18 protein-coding genes and 1 pseudogene are annotated in these 14,123 nt (G+C 65.4%); 12 read left to right on the forward strand and 7 right to left on the reverse strand.

Annotated features, from left to right (window positions below):
• Positions 1–207: 207 nt before the first annotated feature.
• Together PU724_RS20930 and betI are read right to left on the reverse strand one after the other, a co-directional pair.
• The gene (locus PU724_RS20930) at positions 208–984 is read right to left on the reverse strand and encodes an SDR family NAD(P)-dependent oxidoreductase (RefSeq protein ID WP_354423433.1); all 777 of its coding nucleotides are present in this window, start codon (positions 982–984) and stop codon (positions 208–210) included.
• 106 nt (positions 985–1,090) lie between these two features.
• Positions 1,091–1,729 carry a choline-binding transcriptional repressor BetI gene (gene betI, locus PU724_RS20935; protein WP_426213582.1) on the reverse strand — a complete coding sequence of 213 codons (639 nt, stop codon included), beginning with the start codon at positions 1,727–1,729 and terminating at the stop codon, positions 1,091–1,093.
• A gap of 83 nt (positions 1,730–1,812) precedes the next feature.
• On the opposite strand from betI, the gene choX reads away from it, so the two are divergent.
• The 3 genes from choX to PU724_RS20950 are packed head-to-tail and all read left to right on the forward strand — an operon-like array spanning position 1,813 to position 5,128.
• Positions 1,813–2,751, forward strand: a complete 939-nt coding sequence (choX, locus tag PU724_RS20940) for a choline ABC transporter substrate-binding protein (protein ID WP_354423429.1) — start codon at positions 1,813–1,815, stop codon at positions 2,749–2,751.
• Positions 2,748–3,629, forward strand: a complete 882-nt coding sequence (locus tag PU724_RS20945) for an alpha/beta fold hydrolase (RefSeq protein WP_354423427.1) — start codon at positions 2,748–2,750, stop codon at positions 3,627–3,629. The genes choX and PU724_RS20945 overlap by 4 nt, the downstream gene beginning before the upstream one ends.
• Positions 3,626–5,128 (forward strand): amidase, encoded by a 1,503-nt coding sequence (locus PU724_RS20950; RefSeq protein ID WP_354423425.1) that lies wholly within the window; start codon positions 3,626–3,628, stop codon positions 5,126–5,128. Before PU724_RS20945 ends, PU724_RS20950 begins: the two co-directional genes overlap by 4 nt.
• Here the strand turns inward: PU724_RS20950 and PU724_RS20955 are convergent.
• Positions 5,117–5,890 carry an NIPSNAP family protein gene (locus PU724_RS20955; RefSeq protein WP_354423423.1) on the reverse strand — a complete coding sequence of 258 codons (774 nt, stop codon included), beginning with the start codon at positions 5,888–5,890 and terminating at the stop codon, positions 5,117–5,119. The genes PU724_RS20950 and PU724_RS20955 overlap by 12 nt on opposite strands.
• Before the next feature lie 232 nt (positions 5,891–6,122).
• On the opposite strand from PU724_RS20955, the gene PU724_RS20960 reads away from it, so the two are divergent.
• Positions 6,123–6,785 (forward strand): LmrA/YxaF family transcription factor, encoded by a 663-nt coding sequence (locus PU724_RS20960; protein ID WP_426213585.1) that lies wholly within the window; start codon positions 6,123–6,125, stop codon positions 6,783–6,785.
• 33 nt (positions 6,786–6,818) lie between these two features.
• On the opposite strand, the gene PU724_RS20965 is transcribed toward PU724_RS20960, so the two are convergent.
• Entirely contained in the window at positions 6,819–7,406 is a 588-nt protein-coding gene (locus PU724_RS20965) for a hypothetical protein (RefSeq protein WP_354423419.1), read from the reverse strand.
• Between the two features lie 124 nt (positions 7,407–7,530).
• Here PU724_RS20965 and PU724_RS20970 point away from each other — a divergent pair, with 124 nt between their 5' ends.
• The gene (locus tag PU724_RS20970; protein WP_354423417.1) at positions 7,531–8,664 is read left to right on the forward strand and encodes a metallophosphoesterase; all 1,134 of its coding nucleotides are present in this window, start codon (positions 7,531–7,533) and stop codon (positions 8,662–8,664) included.
• 18 nt (positions 8,665–8,682) lie between these two features.
• Here PU724_RS20970 and PU724_RS20975 read toward each other — a convergent pair whose 3' ends face one another.
• Entirely contained in the window at positions 8,683–8,862 is a 180-nt protein-coding gene (locus PU724_RS20975; RefSeq protein ID WP_354423416.1) for a CsbD family protein, read from the reverse strand.
• A 166-nt stretch (positions 8,863–9,028) separates the two neighbouring features.
• Here PU724_RS20975 and PU724_RS20980 point away from each other — a divergent pair, with 166 nt between their 5' ends.
• The 6 genes and pseudogenes from PU724_RS20980 (at position 9,029) to PU724_RS21005 (ending at position 12,483) form a co-directional block, all read left to right on the forward strand.
• Positions 9,029–9,688: a glutathione S-transferase family protein gene (locus tag PU724_RS20980; protein WP_354423414.1), complete on the forward strand. Its 660-nt coding sequence runs from the start codon at positions 9,029–9,031 to the stop codon at positions 9,686–9,688.
• 159 nt (positions 9,689–9,847) lie between these two features.
• Complete coding sequence (locus PU724_RS20985) at positions 9,848–10,168, forward strand: ArsR/SmtB family transcription factor (protein WP_354423412.1); 321 nt, start codon at positions 9,848–9,850, stop codon at positions 10,166–10,168.
• Positions 10,168–10,947: an SRPBCC domain-containing protein gene (locus PU724_RS20990; protein WP_354423410.1), complete on the forward strand. Its 780-nt coding sequence runs from the start codon at positions 10,168–10,170 to the stop codon at positions 10,945–10,947. Before PU724_RS20985 ends, PU724_RS20990 begins: the two co-directional genes overlap by 1 nt.
• Before the next feature lie 291 nt (positions 10,948–11,238).
• A complete protein-coding gene (locus PU724_RS20995) occupies positions 11,239–11,397 on the forward strand; it encodes a hypothetical protein (RefSeq protein ID WP_189556692.1) in 159 nt (52 codons plus the stop codon).
• Between the two features lie 49 nt (positions 11,398–11,446).
• Positions 11,447–11,770 (forward strand): annotated as a pseudogene (locus PU724_RS21000) (YkgJ family cysteine cluster protein); the annotation flags it as partial.
• Between the two features lie 101 nt (positions 11,771–11,871).
• On the forward strand, positions 11,872–12,483 hold the full coding sequence (locus PU724_RS21005; RefSeq protein ID WP_127284171.1) for a LysE family translocator: 612 nt from the start codon (positions 11,872–11,874) through the stop codon (positions 12,481–12,483).
• A 12-nt stretch (positions 12,484–12,495) separates the two neighbouring features.
• Here the strand turns inward: PU724_RS21005 and PU724_RS21010 are convergent, their stop codons facing one another.
• Together PU724_RS21010 and PU724_RS21015 are read right to left on the reverse strand one after the other, a co-directional pair.
• A complete protein-coding gene (locus PU724_RS21010; RefSeq protein ID WP_127284170.1) occupies positions 12,496–12,882 on the reverse strand; it encodes a nuclear transport factor 2 family protein in 387 nt (128 codons plus the stop codon).
• A 17-nt stretch (positions 12,883–12,899) separates the two neighbouring features.
• Positions 12,900–13,340: an OsmC family protein gene (locus PU724_RS21015; protein ID WP_127309759.1), complete on the reverse strand. Its 441-nt coding sequence runs from the start codon at positions 13,338–13,340 to the stop codon at positions 12,900–12,902.
• 110 nt (positions 13,341–13,450) lie between these two features.
• Between PU724_RS21015 and PU724_RS21020 the strand changes: the two genes are divergently transcribed.
• A complete protein-coding gene (locus tag PU724_RS21020; protein WP_127284169.1) occupies positions 13,451–14,053 on the forward strand; it encodes a TetR/AcrR family transcriptional regulator in 603 nt (200 codons plus the stop codon).
• Positions 14,054–14,123: the final 70 nt, after the last annotated feature.

Below are 14,123 nucleotides of genomic sequence, written 5' to 3' on the forward strand. Positions count from 1 at the left end.
AGAAGATGCAAATCGGTTGAAGAGTTAGCTAATCTCCCCGCTTGTGGGGAAGATGCCCGGCAGGGCAGAGGGGGGCGCGAAGGATCACGGCACCTGGGATGATCCGAGCTGCCATTTCATCCGGCCCTCAATGGCTGAAACGCTGGCGGGGCAGCGCCCCCCTCTGGCCTGCCGGCCATCTCCCCCACAAGGGGGGAGATCGGCTATTCACCCCGCCGTGTAGCCGCCGTCGATGGCAAAGACGCCGCCGCTGGTCCAGGCCGCCTCGTCGCTGGCGAGATACACCGCGATGCCGGCGAGGTCGCCGGTGCGGCCGATGCGACCGAGCGGATAGCTGCGCTCGACATGGGCCTTCAACTCGTCTTGCGCGGCGGCCGGCAGGTTTTCGATCGACTTGCGCCGCATTGCGGTGTCGATCGTGCCCGGCGCGATCGCATTGACCCTTATGCCGCGCGGTCCGAGCTCGAAGGCGAGCGACTTGGTCAGCGAGTTCAGCGCGCCCTTGGAGAGCGAATAGAGGCTCGACGGCCGGTTCGGGATCATCTTGTTGGCGAAGTAGGAGGAGATGTTGATGATCGAGGCACCGGCGCCGAAATGCGGCAACAGTCGCTGCGTCAGGAAGAATGCCGCCGTCACGTTGAGCGCGAAGGAATGCTGGAACTGCGCCTCGCTGACCGTCTCGAACGGCACGAGATAGGCGACGCCGGCATTGTTGACGAGAATATCAAGCAGTTGGCCGGATGCTTTCACCCGGGCAACCGTCGCATCCATGCCGGCGCCGGTCGCGAGATCGGCCGATAGCGTTTCGACCGCCGCGCCACCCTTCGCCTCGCTTGCCAGCGCGTCGCGCGCCGTTGCCAGCTTGCCGGCATCGCGGCCGACGATCAGCACATCGGCGCCTTCGCGCAAAAAGGCCTCCGAGATCGCCAGGCCGATCCCGTCCGATCCGCCCGTCACCAGCGCCCGCTTGCCGTGAAGTCGCATGGGATCCTCCGTCATTGCGCGACGAGTGCATCGCTGACGGGCGGGCGCGGTCAAGCCGAAAGCCTATCGCACAGTATGAACTTCGGCTGGCGGAGGCAGTCTGCGCTTAACCGCCGGCCGGGACAGGCTCCCGCATGGCCAGCCTCGCCGCGACATAGCTCTTCACCTGTCGGATCGCCTGTTCGCGCGACACGCTTCCAGGCTGCAGGCCGAGCCGCAGCCATAGCCCGTCGATCAGCGCCGTGACGCCAAGCGCGATCTCCTCGGCGTCCTCGGGCAAGGCAAGGGCGCTGAGCCCGGACATAAGATTGGAGCGCATGCGCGCATGCAGCACCTTCTGGATTCGCGCCAGCTTCGCGTCGCGCGGCACCTCGGCGCAGAGCGACAGCCAGGCATAGCAGAGCGATGGCTGGAACAGGTGCGGTTCGAAATTGCCGTCGATGATGGCATCCACCCGCTGCATCGGCGTCTGCGCGTGCCGCAGCCGCGCCACCACGGCCTTGCGCAGGACGAGGTTCGATTCGCGCATAGCATGCTCGAAGAGTTCCTGCTTGCTGCTGAAATAGTGCAGCACGATGCCCTTCGAGGCGCCTGCCTGCGCGGCGACCTTCTCGATTGTGGCGCCGGCAATGCCTTCGCGTTGAAGCACGGCAAAGGCCGCCTGCCGCAGTTCCGTGCGGCGTATGTCGCTGAGACGCTTGAGTTTCAAGGGCGAATTCCGTGCATCGAGAATCGAGGTTGACATTTTCGTCCACTGAGATCAAGAATTGACCAGTGGGACAATATACAAACCAATTGGTCAACAAATCGCGAATGAGGAGAACCGAAATGCATCGCTTGATAGGGGCAGGCGCCGCGCTCTGCGTGCTGGCGCTCTCGACGCAACCGGGCCTGGCGGCCGAGTCCAAGGAATGCAGCGCTGTTCGCATGGCCGAACCCGGCTGGAACGATCTCGCCTTCACCACGGGGATCGCCAACGTCCTGCTTCAAGCGCTCGGCTATCAGCCGCAGAGCCAGGTGCTCGGCATCAACGTCATCTACGAGGGCATGAAGAACAACGATCTCGACCTGTTCCTGGGCTACTGGGATCCCGCGATGGTCACCTATTACGAGCCTTACAAGAAGGATGGTTCGGTCGAGAATGTGCGCGTCAATCTCGAGGGCGCCAAATACACCTTCGCGGTGCCCACCTATGTCTGGGAGGCCGGTGTCAAGGACTTCTCGGACCTGCACAAGTTCGCCGACAAGTTCGGTAAGAAGATGTACGGCATCGAGCCCGGATCCAACCAGTTGATGATGGACGCCATAGCCGACCCGTCGCTGGACCTCGGCGGCTGGCAGGTCGTGGAGTCGAGCGAAGCCGGCATGCTTTCGGAGGTCGGCTACGAGATCAAGGAAAAGCAGTTCATCGTCTTCCAGGGCTGGGCGCCGCATCCGATGAACACCATGTACGACTTCAAGTATCTGACCGGCGGCGACAAGTTCTATGGCCCCAATTTTGGCGCAGCGACGGTGACGACGCAGGTCCGCAAGGGCTACCTCCAGCAATGTCCGAATGTCGCGCAGCTGTTGAAGAATCTCGCCTTCGATGTCGATTTCGAGAATGTCGGCATGGGCTATCTGATCAATGACGGCATGAAGCCCGAGGAGGCTGGACTGAAGGCGATCACGCTCAACAAGGACCGCCTCGACGCCTGGCTCGCTGGCGTGACCACCTTCGACGGCAAGCCTGGCCTTGCCGCCGTCAAGGAAAAGCTCGGCCTGTGAGCTCTGCTGCGCTCGCCCCTTGGCCGGAACAGGAAGCCTGGGCCAGCCGCAAGCGGGTCATCGACCTCGACGGCCTCGAAATGGCCTATGTCGAGTTCGCCGGATCGGAGCCGGCGCTGCTGTTGGTGCACGGCTTCACCGACACCAGCCGCAGCTTCTCGCTTCTGGCACCGCACCTTGCCGGCCGCCGATTGATCATTCCCGACCTGCGCGGCCATGGCGCCTCGCTGGCGGGAAGGGGCTATGGCATCGGCGACTTCGCCAGCGATCTCGCGGGGTTGGTCCGCAACTTGCGGCTGGAGCGGCCGGTTGTGGTCGGCCATTCGCTGGGCGCCATGATCGCGCTCGAGTTGGCTGCACGGCAACCGGAACTCATCGGCGGGTTGGTGCTGTTGGCCGGCACTCTGAAGCCCGATCTGGCAGTGGACCATCCAATGGTTGCAGGCGTGCGGGAACTGCGCGATCCGATATCGCCGGCGGACCCGTTTTATGCCTGGTGGCATGCCTGCCAGCCCGGCGTGCCGCAGGCCTTTCTAGCCGCCGCCGCCAAGGAGGCGTCGGCGATGCCGGCGTCACGCTGGCGCGCGATCCTGGACGAAATACGCGCAACGGACCTCACCGCCGTCGCGCGCACCTTGCGTATGGCGACGCTTCTTATCGGCGGCGGGCGCGATCCGATCTTCGACGCAACCCATCAGCGACGGCTCGCTGAGAAAATTCCCGCCGCGATGCTCGTTGCCGCGGCCCATTGCGGGCACAATCCGCACTGGGAAGATCCGGCGCTGGTCGCGGCCGCCATCTTCGACTACGTCCAGACGCGGATCGAAGGCGGGCAAAGCCACATGGGCGGAGCCGTTTCGAGGCGAGGGCGCTCATGAACCTGGCGCAATACATGGCATCGGACGCCGTCGCCCTGGCCGGCCACGTCCGCTCCGGCGAACTGTCCCCCGTCGAAATTGCCGAAGCCGCGATCGAAGCGATCGAATTGCTCAACCCGGCGATCAATGCGGTGACGCTGATCGATGCGGGGCGCGCGCTTGCCGCCGCTGCGAACTGCGATGCGAAGGCGGCGCTGGCCGGTGTCCCGTTCCTGGTCAAGGACACCGGCGTTTATGTGCGGGAGTGGCCGACCACCCACGCGTCGCTCTATTTCAGGGATGCCGCGCCGAAGCCCGACAGCGAAATCGTCAGGCGCTGGCGGACCGCCGGCCTGACCTTGCTCGGCAAGACCAACACGCCGGAACTCGCCAACGACTTCGTCACCGAGCCCGTTGTTCACGGCCCGACCTTGAACCCGTGGGACCTGTCGGTTACGGCGGGCGGTTCGAGCGGCGGCGCGGCGGCCGCGGTGGCAAGCGGCATGGTGGCGGTTGCCCACGGTTCCGACATCGGCGGCTCGATCCGGGTGCCGGCGGCCTGTTGCGGCGTGTTCGGCATGAAGCCGTCGCGAGGCCTCAATCCCGTCGGCCCCTATCGCGATCAGGTCGGCGCCGGACTTTTCGTCGAGAACGTTCTTTCCCGAACCGTTCGTGACACCGCCGCAATGCTCGATATCACTGTCGGCCCCGAACCGGGCGCGCCATGCTTCGTGTCGAGATCGGTGCCCTCCTATCTGGATTGGCTGTCGTCGCCGGCCGAGCGCATGCGCATTGCCTGCGTGGCGCATCGGCCCGATGGCACCCCGGTGGCGGCGGAGATCGGGGAGAAGTTCCGGCAAGCCATGGTGCTGCTGGAGGAGATGGGGCACGAGGTGATCCAGGCCCGCTTTCCGCCGGAGGCTGATGGCGGCGCCGAATGGAGCATTTTCTGGATGTCGGAGGTCGCGTTGCTCGTCGACGAGCGAGCCAACGATATCGGCCGCATGCCTCTGCCCGGCGAAATCGAAGCGCTGAGCTTGCATGCGCTGGACCGTTTCCGCCGCTCCTCGGCCGCCGACTATTTGAAGGCGCAGGCCCGACAGCATCGGGCATCGCTTGCGATGGCAAGGACGTTCGACGGGTTCGACCTGATCATGACGCCGGCGACAGCCGACTTGCCGCCCCTGATTGGCGCTGTCCGTGGCGATGACGCCGCGTTCGACTATGCAGCATGGGTGGATCGGGCCTACGGCTTCGCGCCGTTCACGGAAATCTTCAACGTGACCGGACAACCTGCCGCCAGCCTCCCGCTTTTCCTGTCCGAAGGCGGCCTGCCGATCGGCATTCAGCTTGCCGGTCGGCCCAACGAGGACCATAGGCTGCTTGGAATTTCCTACGCGCTGGAACAGGCAACCGGCTGGAGCAAGCGTCGTCCGCCCGTCCAGGCCAGGCTTGCCGCGCTCGCCATCGATTTGGGCTGCCCCCGGAATGGAGCGACTACCGCAAGGCTAGCCGAGTAGCGATCGCGATGTCGGCGAGAGCCGCAATGTTTCCGTCGGCCTGGTCTGGTCTGTCCGCTGCTTGCCGAGAAGCGCCTGCCATGCCGGCAAGGCGGCGAGGGCGGTTTGCGACCGCCGGCGCGCGTCTTCGTCGTCGAAGCCGCTGACGCTGAGAAAGACGTTTTCGCCCGATCGCACCGGCAGGCGCGGGAAGCTGTTTTCCGCATGCTCGCTGATGAAGGCGCCAAGCAGGCGCACGCCGTTCGCCGCGAGCAGCGGGGCGGCATCCGTTTCGAAACGCTCGGCGTAGTCGGCTTCGGCGCCCGGATGCAAATGATGAATCTGAATCTCAACAATGCCAGGCAAGCGCTTCTTATCGCTTCGGTTTTCGACCCCGTCGCGAGCTGGCCGCTGCACCCTCGACAGGTCGAACCCGGCGCCCGGCCATGCCGGCTTCAGCAGCAGCACGTCGTCGGAATCGATCATCGTCGCATTGGCGGCCTCCTTGTGCGCGGCCCACACCGGGCCGCCATAGAAGGCCGTCAGCGCCTCCTTCCGCGCCGCCATGTCCGCGAAGCCGCGCATCCACACGAACATGTCCGGACGGTCGAGGTCGCGGAACTGGCCGATGACGGTCATGCCCGCCGCCTCCTGGCTTTCGATGAACTCGCGGTCGAAGAGGTCGATCAGCGTTTCGCGCCGTCCGGGATTCAGCGTGTACTGCCTGAGTTCCACGATCGGTGACGCAAGGCGTGCAGAGGTTTCGTTTCGAGCAAGGTCCATTGTCGACTCCAAAACAGGGTGATCGTCCTGTTTTGTAAAACAGACCGGTTGTCCTGTTTTGTCAATCTGCTATTTCTCTCTTCCTTCTCCCTCTGCGGGGAGAGGTGGATTGGCGCGCAGCGCCAAGACGGATTAGGGCGCCGGACGGATCGCCGTCCTTGCCAGGCTGGAGCACCCTTCATCCGCCTTCACTTGGTTCAGGCACCTTCTCTCCCAAGGGAAGATGGAGGAGATGGCGATGCGCCAAAAACGCACCAACGACCCGGAAGGCATGCGCCGGCGCGTGCTCGACGTGGCGGAGGAATCCTTCCAGGCGCGCGGCTATCATGCCTCCAGTCTCGGTGACCTGATGGCGGCGGCGGGCGTCACCGGCGGCGCGCTGCATCACCATTTCCCGACCAAGAAGGCGCTGGCGCTGGCGGTGATCGAGGAGCGGGTGGCCGCCGCCGTCGATCAGACCTGGATCGCGCCGGTGCGCGCCGCATCCTCGGCGCGCGAAGGCGTCCGCGCCGTGTTCGAGGCGGTGGCGGCGGAACTGGATCGGCAAGGTTTTGTGCGCGGCTGTCCGCTCAACAACCTCGCGCATGAACTGTCGCTCGCCGACCCGGACTTCCGCATCGCGCTTGCCGGCATTTTTGCCGGCTGGCGGCTGGCGATCGCCGACAAGCTGCGGGTCGACCGGCAAGCGGGCCGGGACGAGGGCACGGACCCCGAGCGCTATGCGGCGCTGGCGGTCGCCGCCTATTCGGGCGCCATGTCGATGGCCAAGACGGCGCAGGATGCGGGTCTGCTGCTTGATTGCCTGGCGGGGTTGGAGCAGGGCGCCCCGTCCTCACAGAGCGGATTGGCAGCGAGGCGGCGCCGCAGGGTGCTGCCGCGACCGAGAACCCTTTGATGTCGGCCCGCCAGCGATTCCGGCCGTCAGGCGCTACTGCGGCAGCGGCTTGATCGTCTCGTAGCCGACCACGCTCTCCGAATTCGATCCCTCGTCATAGCGCCGGGCCAGCGATGCGCCGAGATCCGGCGCGTAGAGCGCGGTGAACGTGTCCAGCGTCTCGCCGGCCTGGTTCTTGATCGTCTCCTTGACCGCCAGCACATTGTATTTGCAGCCGCCGAGGCTGAACGTCTCCCTGCCCTTCACCGCCAGTTCCAGCGTCTTGGTGCCTTTCGGCTGCTTCTTCGGCGACAGCTCGACGAACTGCGTCGTGCTCTTCGCGCCTGCCTTCAGCGGAAACAGCTTTTTCAGGTCGCCGAGCGGGATCATCGCCAGATGGCCGGTCGTGCTGTCGCGGAACACCTCGATCAGCCCGGCATAGAGATACTGCGTCTGCGGCGATTCCGACTGGTATGTGTTGGCGACCGAAACCATGCCGCCGGCCGCCGGCCGGAACTCGCTGCGGACGCCCGGCATCTCCAGCACGAAGCCGGTCTTGGCGGTCTTGGCATCGACGCATTCGGCGCCATGCGCGGCGCCCACCGTGGCAAGCAGGGCCATGCCGAACGTTGCGGCCTTCATCGCATCCTCCTCTTCCCGCTCAAGTTGAAGGCGCAAGACTGCCAGACCCATTCCGCCATGTCGATGCTTGGCGGGTCGGGGAGGGAACTGGACGGCCGGGCGCCGCCTGTGCTGAATCTCGGCCATGATGAATCGCAGCCGAACCCATTCGATCTCCCGTCGCGCTGTCCTGGCGCGGATGGCGGGATTTGCGGCGGCCGGCGCTTTTGCTCGCCAGGCATACGGCCAGACCGGAAAGCGCATCCAGCCGATCGACGCCACCTTCCTGTTCATCGCCGATATCCATGCCTGCCGCATGGCGAGCGGGCTGAGCCCCAACTGCCTGCAGGAGGGCAAGACCGATGCCGCGCTGCTGCGCAGCGTCGCCGCGCTGAACGGCATCGCGGACAAGCAATGGCCGGCCGAGATCGGCGGTGTCGCCACCGGCCTGCGTTCGGCCGGCAGCCGCATCGGCACGCCGCTTGGCCTGGTCACCGGCGGCGACATCACCGACGACGGCGGCGGCCAGGTCACCGAGCCCAGCGAGGGCACGCAGCTGCTGCAGTTCAGCCAGCGCTACCAGCAGGGCATCGGTCCGGACCGCGTCCACATGCCCGTCTATGTCGGGCTCGGCAACCACGACCTCGACCAGAACGGCTCGCCGCCGCATGTCGACTGGTACCGCCGCGAATTGCGCGACTATGTCGAGGTCAACCATCGCGCCGGCGTGTTCTTCAAGCCGCCGGTGCCGACGACCGACTATGACGTCGACACCGACTGCTATTCCTGGGATTGGGGCGGCCTGCATCTCGTCCAGACGCACCGCTTCGCCGGCGACACCGGCCATGGAGCGCTGAGCAGCCTGCCATGGCTGAAGCAGGACCTGGCGACCTATGCCGGCGACGGCCGCCCGGTCATCCTGTTCCAGCACTATGGCTGGGACATCTTTTCGACCGAGCGCTGGGATCCGGCCAAGCGGACCTATGACGACGGCGGCACCGGCGCGCCGCACTGGTGGGGCGAGGCGGATCGCCAGGCGCTGCTGGCGGCCCTCAAGGGCTACAACGTCATCGCAATCTTCCACGGCCATCAGCACGAGGTGCCGATGATCTACCGCCGCGACGGGCTCGACCTGTTCAAGCCGAAGGCCGCCTATATGGGTGGCTTCGCGCTGGCGCGGGTGACCGGCGACAGCTTGGACGTGGTGCTCGGTGAAGCGGTCGGCGACCACGGCGAAATTGTCTTCACCAACGCGTTCACGAAGGCGCTTGAGACATGACCGCGAAGGCCTGCCAAATCACATCGCCTTTTTGATCACGGCTTTCATGTCGCCACAGGCCTTCTGCACCTTGCCCGTAGCCTTGTCCGCGATGCCCCTGATTTGCATCGGACGGTTTCCGATGGCCTTGCCAACCGTCTCCCGGATCGAGCCTTTGATCTGCTTGGCCAGGCCCGCAATCTGGTCGATGTTCACCATCTCCGCATCTCCCGGAGATCCAATCGCGAGAGAAACGGGCTGATGTGCCTCCCGGTTCCGCACGGCAGAAGCGAGCCGCGCGAAGGCGCTGGGCAATATCGTCAGCGAAACGCTTTGCCGCTTCGCTGCGCGCCACTAAGGTGACGGGAAAACAGGGGGAACCGCCTTGGCTGAATTCACGCTCTTCATCGGCAACAAATGCTTTTCTTCCTGGTCGCTCAGGCCTTGGGTGGCGATGCGGCATCTGGAGATCCCGTTCGAGGAGAGTTTTGTGCGCCTGCGCACGCCCGAGACCTTTGCCAATCTGGCCAAGGTGTCGCCGACCGGCCTGGTGCCGGTGTTGAATCACAATGGCAGGATCGTCTGGGAAACCCTTGCGATCCTTGAATATCTGGCCGACCTTTATCCCGAGAAAAAGCTCTGGCCGGACGATCTCGGCGCCCGCGCCCTGGCGCGCTCGGTGGCGACCGAGATGCATTCCGGCTTTCGCGAGGTCCGCTATGGCTGGCCGATGAACCTGCGCCGGCCGAAGAGCCACAAGCCGCTCGATTCCGAGGGCGAGGTCCAGCGGGCTCGCATCGAGGCGATCTGGCGGCAATGCCGCGCCGAATACGGCAAGGGCGGCCCGTTCCTGTTCGGCCATTTCACCGCGGCCGACGCCATGTACGCTCCGATCGTCACCCGCTTCGACACCTATGGCGGGGAACTAGCGCCCGATACGCGGGCCTATGTCGACGCCGTGCTGTCGACACCGGCGATGCGGCATTGGTACGCGGAGGCGGCGAAGGAACCGTGGCCGGAGCCCGGTCCTCACGAACAGGACTGACCACCAGGAGGGCCTCCAGAGAGGCTCAAAGGCTATCCTCGACCGCCGGGGCGGTTTCGGCATGGATTGAGGCGTTCAGCCTCTGCGGCAGCATATCGGGCGAAGAAAATTGACCTCCATCCCGGTTCGGCATAATGCGTAACCAAATGGATACGTATTATGCCGCAGGCTGATCCTGACCGCTCCGTTTTCCGCGCTATCGCCGACCCGACGCGCCGCGCCATCCTCGACCGCTTGCGGCTGGGTCCGGCGCCGGTCAACGAACTGGCCGCGGCCTTTTCGCAGAGCCGGCCGGCGATCTCCAAGCACCTGCGCATCCTGCGCGAGCTCAACGTCGTCTCCGAGCAGAAGTACGGCCGCGAGCGGCTCTATCGGCTGGAGCCGGCCGAACTGAAGGACGTCGCCGACTGGATCCTGCCCTACCGCGACTTCTGGCAGGCGAGCCTCGGCAATCTGAAATCCTATCTGGAGGAAGAGTGATGGCGGGCAATGACAGACCACGCGCGATCGCCGACGTGTCGGCTGGCACCATCCTGGCCACCGTGACGATCGCCGTGCCGCCGGAGCGGGTGTTCCGCGCGATCACCGCCGCGGACCAGATCCCGCTCTGGTGGGGTGCGGACGACATGTACCGCACCACGAAGCACACCGCTGACGTCCGGCCGGGCGGCGCCTGGCGCTCCGAGGGCAAGGGCGCCGACCGCCGTGATTTCCACGTCCAGGGCGAATATGTCGAGGTCGAGCCGCCGCACCGCCTGGTGATGACCTGGAGGGCGCCGTGGGACGGCGACCACGTGACGACCGTCACCTACACGCTGGAGCCGGTGGAGACCGGAACGCGGCTGACGCTGCGCCACGAGGGTTTTGGCGCGCGCCGGGACTCCTGCCGCGACCATGGCTCGGGCTGGGAGCGGGTACTGGGCTGGCTCGGTCAGTTCCTCGACGGCGAGGCGGGCATCAAGCCGTCCGGCGTGTTCCATTGCCGGCTGATCCCGCCGCGCCCGGATTTCGCCTTCACCCTGACTGAGGAGGAGCGGACACTGATGGGCCGCCATGCCGACTATCTGCGGACCCAGCTTCGCGAGGGGACGATGATGATCGCTGGCCCGGTCGCCGACCCGACCGGGCCCTGGGGCCTGTGCATCCTTCGCGTCGGCACCGAAGCCGAGGCGAGGGCGGTGACCGATGCCGATCCGGTTGTGCAGTCGGGCCGCGGCTTCCACTACGAGGTGCTGCCGATGATGAGCGTGATCATGTGAGCGCCATAAAAGAACGCCCCTCGCGCGGTTTATTGCGTGGGGGCGTCCTTTTGCCGTCCGAAAACTTGAGATTGCTCTCATGAACCGACGACATCACCATAACGGCTGACCTCGGCATCGGTTCCACAGCCGGCGAAGAAAAATTGCAGCCTCTGTCAGCGTGGCTGTGCGGCGCCCGGGCGCAAGGCTGGCCTTTTCCGTTTCCGCGGCGCCGATCTGTGCTAGGACCGGCCGAGATTCGTCGATCGACGCGCAGCGCCGCGCGTCCCCATGCTCACGGCAAGGAAAGACATGGCCATCAAATTCTCCGCCAAGGCTCCATCCGCGTCTCCGCCTGCAGCCAAGCCGGCCAAGCCGGCCGCCGCGCCCAAGGCCGACAAGCCGGCGGCCACCGACCTGTTCGACGGGTCGGGGCAAACGCCGCCTCGCAAGACCAAAAAGAAGAAATAGCGCTTTGCCGCACGAGGCCGATCACGAAGATCCGAACTGGCCATCCGGCTTGGCCAGCGGTCTCGGCTGGACAGGTGTCGCTGAAAGCGTCGTCTTTGATTGCCAGAGCTGCGGCGCCTGCTGTTCCTACTCGGCCGAATGGCCGCGTTTCTCGACGGAAGACGACGCGCAGCTCGATCGCATTCCGGAGAAATTCGTGTCGGCCGACCTGTCCGGCATGCGCTGCGAGGGCGTGCGCTGTTCCGCGCTCTCCGGCGAGATCGGCAGGCACACGGCCTGCGGCATCTATGAGCTCCGCCCCGATGTCTGCCGCGCCTGCATGCCCGGCGGCGACGACTGCCTGATGGCGCGTGCCGCGCATGGGCTGCCGCTTGTTGGTCTCCCCCTCGAGGGGGGAGATTGCTCACCGACCCCGCTTGCCCCGCCTCAAGCGGCCCGATACCTTCCGCGCCGGGCAGGGGCCGCGGAGGATATATGAGCATCGAATTCCTGTTGACGACGCTGATCGTCGTCGCCTCGCCGGGCACCGGCGTTCTCTACACGCTGAGCGCCGGCCTTTCGCGCGGCGCTCGCGCCTCGATCATTGCCGCCTTCGGCTGCACGCTGGGCATCATCCCGCATATGGCGGCCGCCATCACTGGCCTCGCCGCGGTGCTGCACACCAGCGCTGTCGCCTTCGAGACGCTGAAATATCTGGGCGTCGCCTATCTGCTCTACATGGCCTGGAACACGCTGAAGGAGAAGGGCGGCCTCAGCGTCGACGAGAACGTCGCGCCGCGCTCGGCCGGCAAGGTGATCACGTCCGGCATCCTGATCAACATCCTCAATCCGAAGCTGTCGATCTTCTTCTTTGCCTTCCTGCCGCAATTCGTCAGCACCACCGAACCGAACGCGTTTTCGAAGATGCTGGAGCTCTCCGGCGTCTTCATGCTCGTCACCTTCTTCGTCTTCGCCGGCTACGGCATCTTCGCGGCCTCGATCCGCAGCCATGTCGTGTCGCGGCCGAAGGTGCTGACCTGGATGCGCCGCACCTTCGCCGGCGCTTTCGTCATGCTCGGCGCCAAGCTGGCGCTGACGGACCGGTAGCGCCAATCGGCGCTACCCCTTCACATATCCCATCGCCTCGACGATGCGCCCGCCGGCAACGCGCATCAGGTTGACGCCGCGCAGCGAATTGCCGTCCGCCATCCAGTAGCGCCAGCGGATCGTCGCCCGCTCGCCGGCGACGAAGGTTTCTTCCAGGTCGAAGCGCGTGCCGGCCTCGGTTGCGATCGCCCTCCATAGCCCGACGCACGCCTCGCCACCTGTGTGGCGGGCACCCTCGGGCGCCGGCACGGTGTTTTCGATCACGCAGTCCTCGCCCACCAGTTCGGCCAGCGCCGACGGGTCGTGGCGCTGGAACACGTCGTTGAAGCGCCGCATGATCTCGGCCGTCTCTCGAGACTGGTCGTCTGGGTGGATGTCGATGATGCTATCGGGTTTCATTGCGTTTTCTCCTGAGGTCATTGTCCGGCACCGACGAGGATCGCCCTGAGGTTGATCTGAGGCACGCCGGCCAGCGCGCGCGAGACGAGGCAGCCGGCCTTGGCGGATTGGGCAAGGCGCTCGAATTCGTCTTGCGCGAGGTCCGCGACCTCCGCCTCCGTTTCGAGGTCGATGCGCGTGATCGTCGGCCCCGCCGCAGTCGCACCGAGATGCACCCTGGCAATGGTGCGGATGTTCCGCGCGACGGGACCCGCCTGGCCGAGAGCAAAGGTCAGAGCCATCGAGAAGCAGCCGGCATGCGCCGCGGCGATCAGCTCTTCCGGGTTGGTGCCGGGGCCATTCTCGAAACGCGACGGAAAGGAATAGGCGCCTTCGAAGACGCCGCTGCCAAGCCGCAGGCGGCCCGAACCTTCCTTCAGCGCGCCTTGCCATTCGGCCGAAGCCTCGCGAATTGTCATCGTGTCCTCCTGGGTCGACGAGTGAATATATAGACCGATCTGCATATTATGTAGACCGATTGTCATATTCTGCGCAAGGCCTATAATGGTTGCTCCTGACAGAGGTTGACATGGCGAACGACACCCGGGCCCGCATACTCGAGACGACCGGCCTGCTGCTGAGGCAGCGCGGCTATCACGGCACCTCGCTGAACGACATTTTGAGCGCCAGCGCGGCCCCCCGCGGCTCGCTCTACTTCCATTTTCCGGGCGGCAAGGACCAACTGGTCATCGAGGTGACGCGCGCTAGCGTCGCCGAGGTGACGGAGCGGCTGGGTGCTGCGCTGGCGGCGGAAGACAACCCGGCCGTATCGGTCCGCCACATCTATCAGTCGGTGGCTACCATGCTGGAGGAGAACCAGTTCTCGCTCGGCTGTCCGATCGCGCCTGTGGTGCTGGACTCGCCAACACCGGAGCTGGCGGAATTGTGCCGCTCGGCCTTCGAGCAGTGGATTGGCCTGCTGCGCCAGGCATTCGTCAGGGCAGGGGTGCCCGAGCGGCGCGCGCAGGCGCTTGCGCTGCTCGTCGAATCCTCGCTCGAGGGCCTGATGGTGATCGCCCGAGCCACCCGCGACCACGGGCCGCTCACGGCCGTGGCCGATGAAGTGACGGCGCTGGTGGAGGCGGCGGTGTGTGCCGGCAAGGCGGCGGAGCGCGAGGAAGCTACCGTTTAGAGCAGTTCATGCGCCTCCGGAATTGTGTCAAAGCAGAGAGATAGGGCGGTTCGCCGTCTCCGTGAAATGG

Source organism: Mesorhizobium abyssinicae (assembly GCF_049887195.1).
Taxonomy (GTDB): Bacteria; Pseudomonadota; Alphaproteobacteria; order Rhizobiales; family Rhizobiaceae; genus Mesorhizobium; species Mesorhizobium abyssinicae.

Coding starts and splice junctions, on each gene's coding strand:
- PU724_RS20930 (WP_354423433.1), bottom strand. CDS start 984: ATGCGACTTCACGGCAAGCGGGCGCTGGTGACGGGCGGATCGGACGGG.
- betI (WP_426213582.1), bottom strand. CDS start 1,729: ATGTCAACCTCGATTCTCGATGCACGGAATTCGCCCTTGAAACTCAAG.
- choX (WP_354423429.1), top strand. CDS start 1,813: ATGCATCGCTTGATAGGGGCAGGCGCCGCGCTCTGCGTGCTGGCGCTC.
- PU724_RS20950 (WP_354423425.1), top strand. CDS start 3,626: ATGAACCTGGCGCAATACATGGCATCGGACGCCGTCGCCCTGGCCGGC.
- PU724_RS20955 (WP_354423423.1), bottom strand. CDS start 5,890: ATGGACCTTGCTCGAAACGAAACCTCTGCACGCCTTGCGTCACCGATC.
- PU724_RS20960 (WP_426213585.1), top strand. CDS start 6,123: ATGGCGATGCGCCAAAAACGCACCAACGACCCGGAAGGCATGCGCCGG.
- PU724_RS20965 (WP_354423419.1), bottom strand. CDS start 7,406: ATGAAGGCCGCAACGTTCGGCATGGCCCTGCTTGCCACGGTGGGCGCC.
- PU724_RS20970 (WP_354423417.1), top strand. CDS start 7,531: ATGATGAATCGCAGCCGAACCCATTCGATCTCCCGTCGCGCTGTCCTG.
- PU724_RS20975 (WP_354423416.1), bottom strand. CDS start 8,862: ATGGTGAACATCGACCAGATTGCGGGCCTGGCCAAGCAGATCAAAGGC.
- PU724_RS20985 (WP_354423412.1), top strand. CDS start 9,848: ATGCCGCAGGCTGATCCTGACCGCTCCGTTTTCCGCGCTATCGCCGAC.
- PU724_RS20990 (WP_354423410.1), top strand. CDS start 10,168: ATGGCGGGCAATGACAGACCACGCGCGATCGCCGACGTGTCGGCTGGC.
- PU724_RS20995 (WP_189556692.1), top strand. CDS start 11,239: ATGGCCATCAAATTCTCCGCCAAGGCTCCATCCGCGTCTCCGCCTGCA.
- PU724_RS21005 (WP_127284171.1), top strand. CDS start 11,872: ATGAGCATCGAATTCCTGTTGACGACGCTGATCGTCGTCGCCTCGCCG.
- PU724_RS21010 (WP_127284170.1), bottom strand. CDS start 12,882: ATGAAACCCGATAGCATCATCGACATCCACCCAGACGACCAGTCTCGA.
- PU724_RS21015 (WP_127309759.1), bottom strand. CDS start 13,340: ATGACAATTCGCGAGGCTTCGGCCGAATGGCAAGGCGCGCTGAAGGAA.
- PU724_RS21020 (WP_127284169.1), top strand. CDS start 13,451: ATGGCGAACGACACCCGGGCCCGCATACTCGAGACGACCGGCCTGCTG.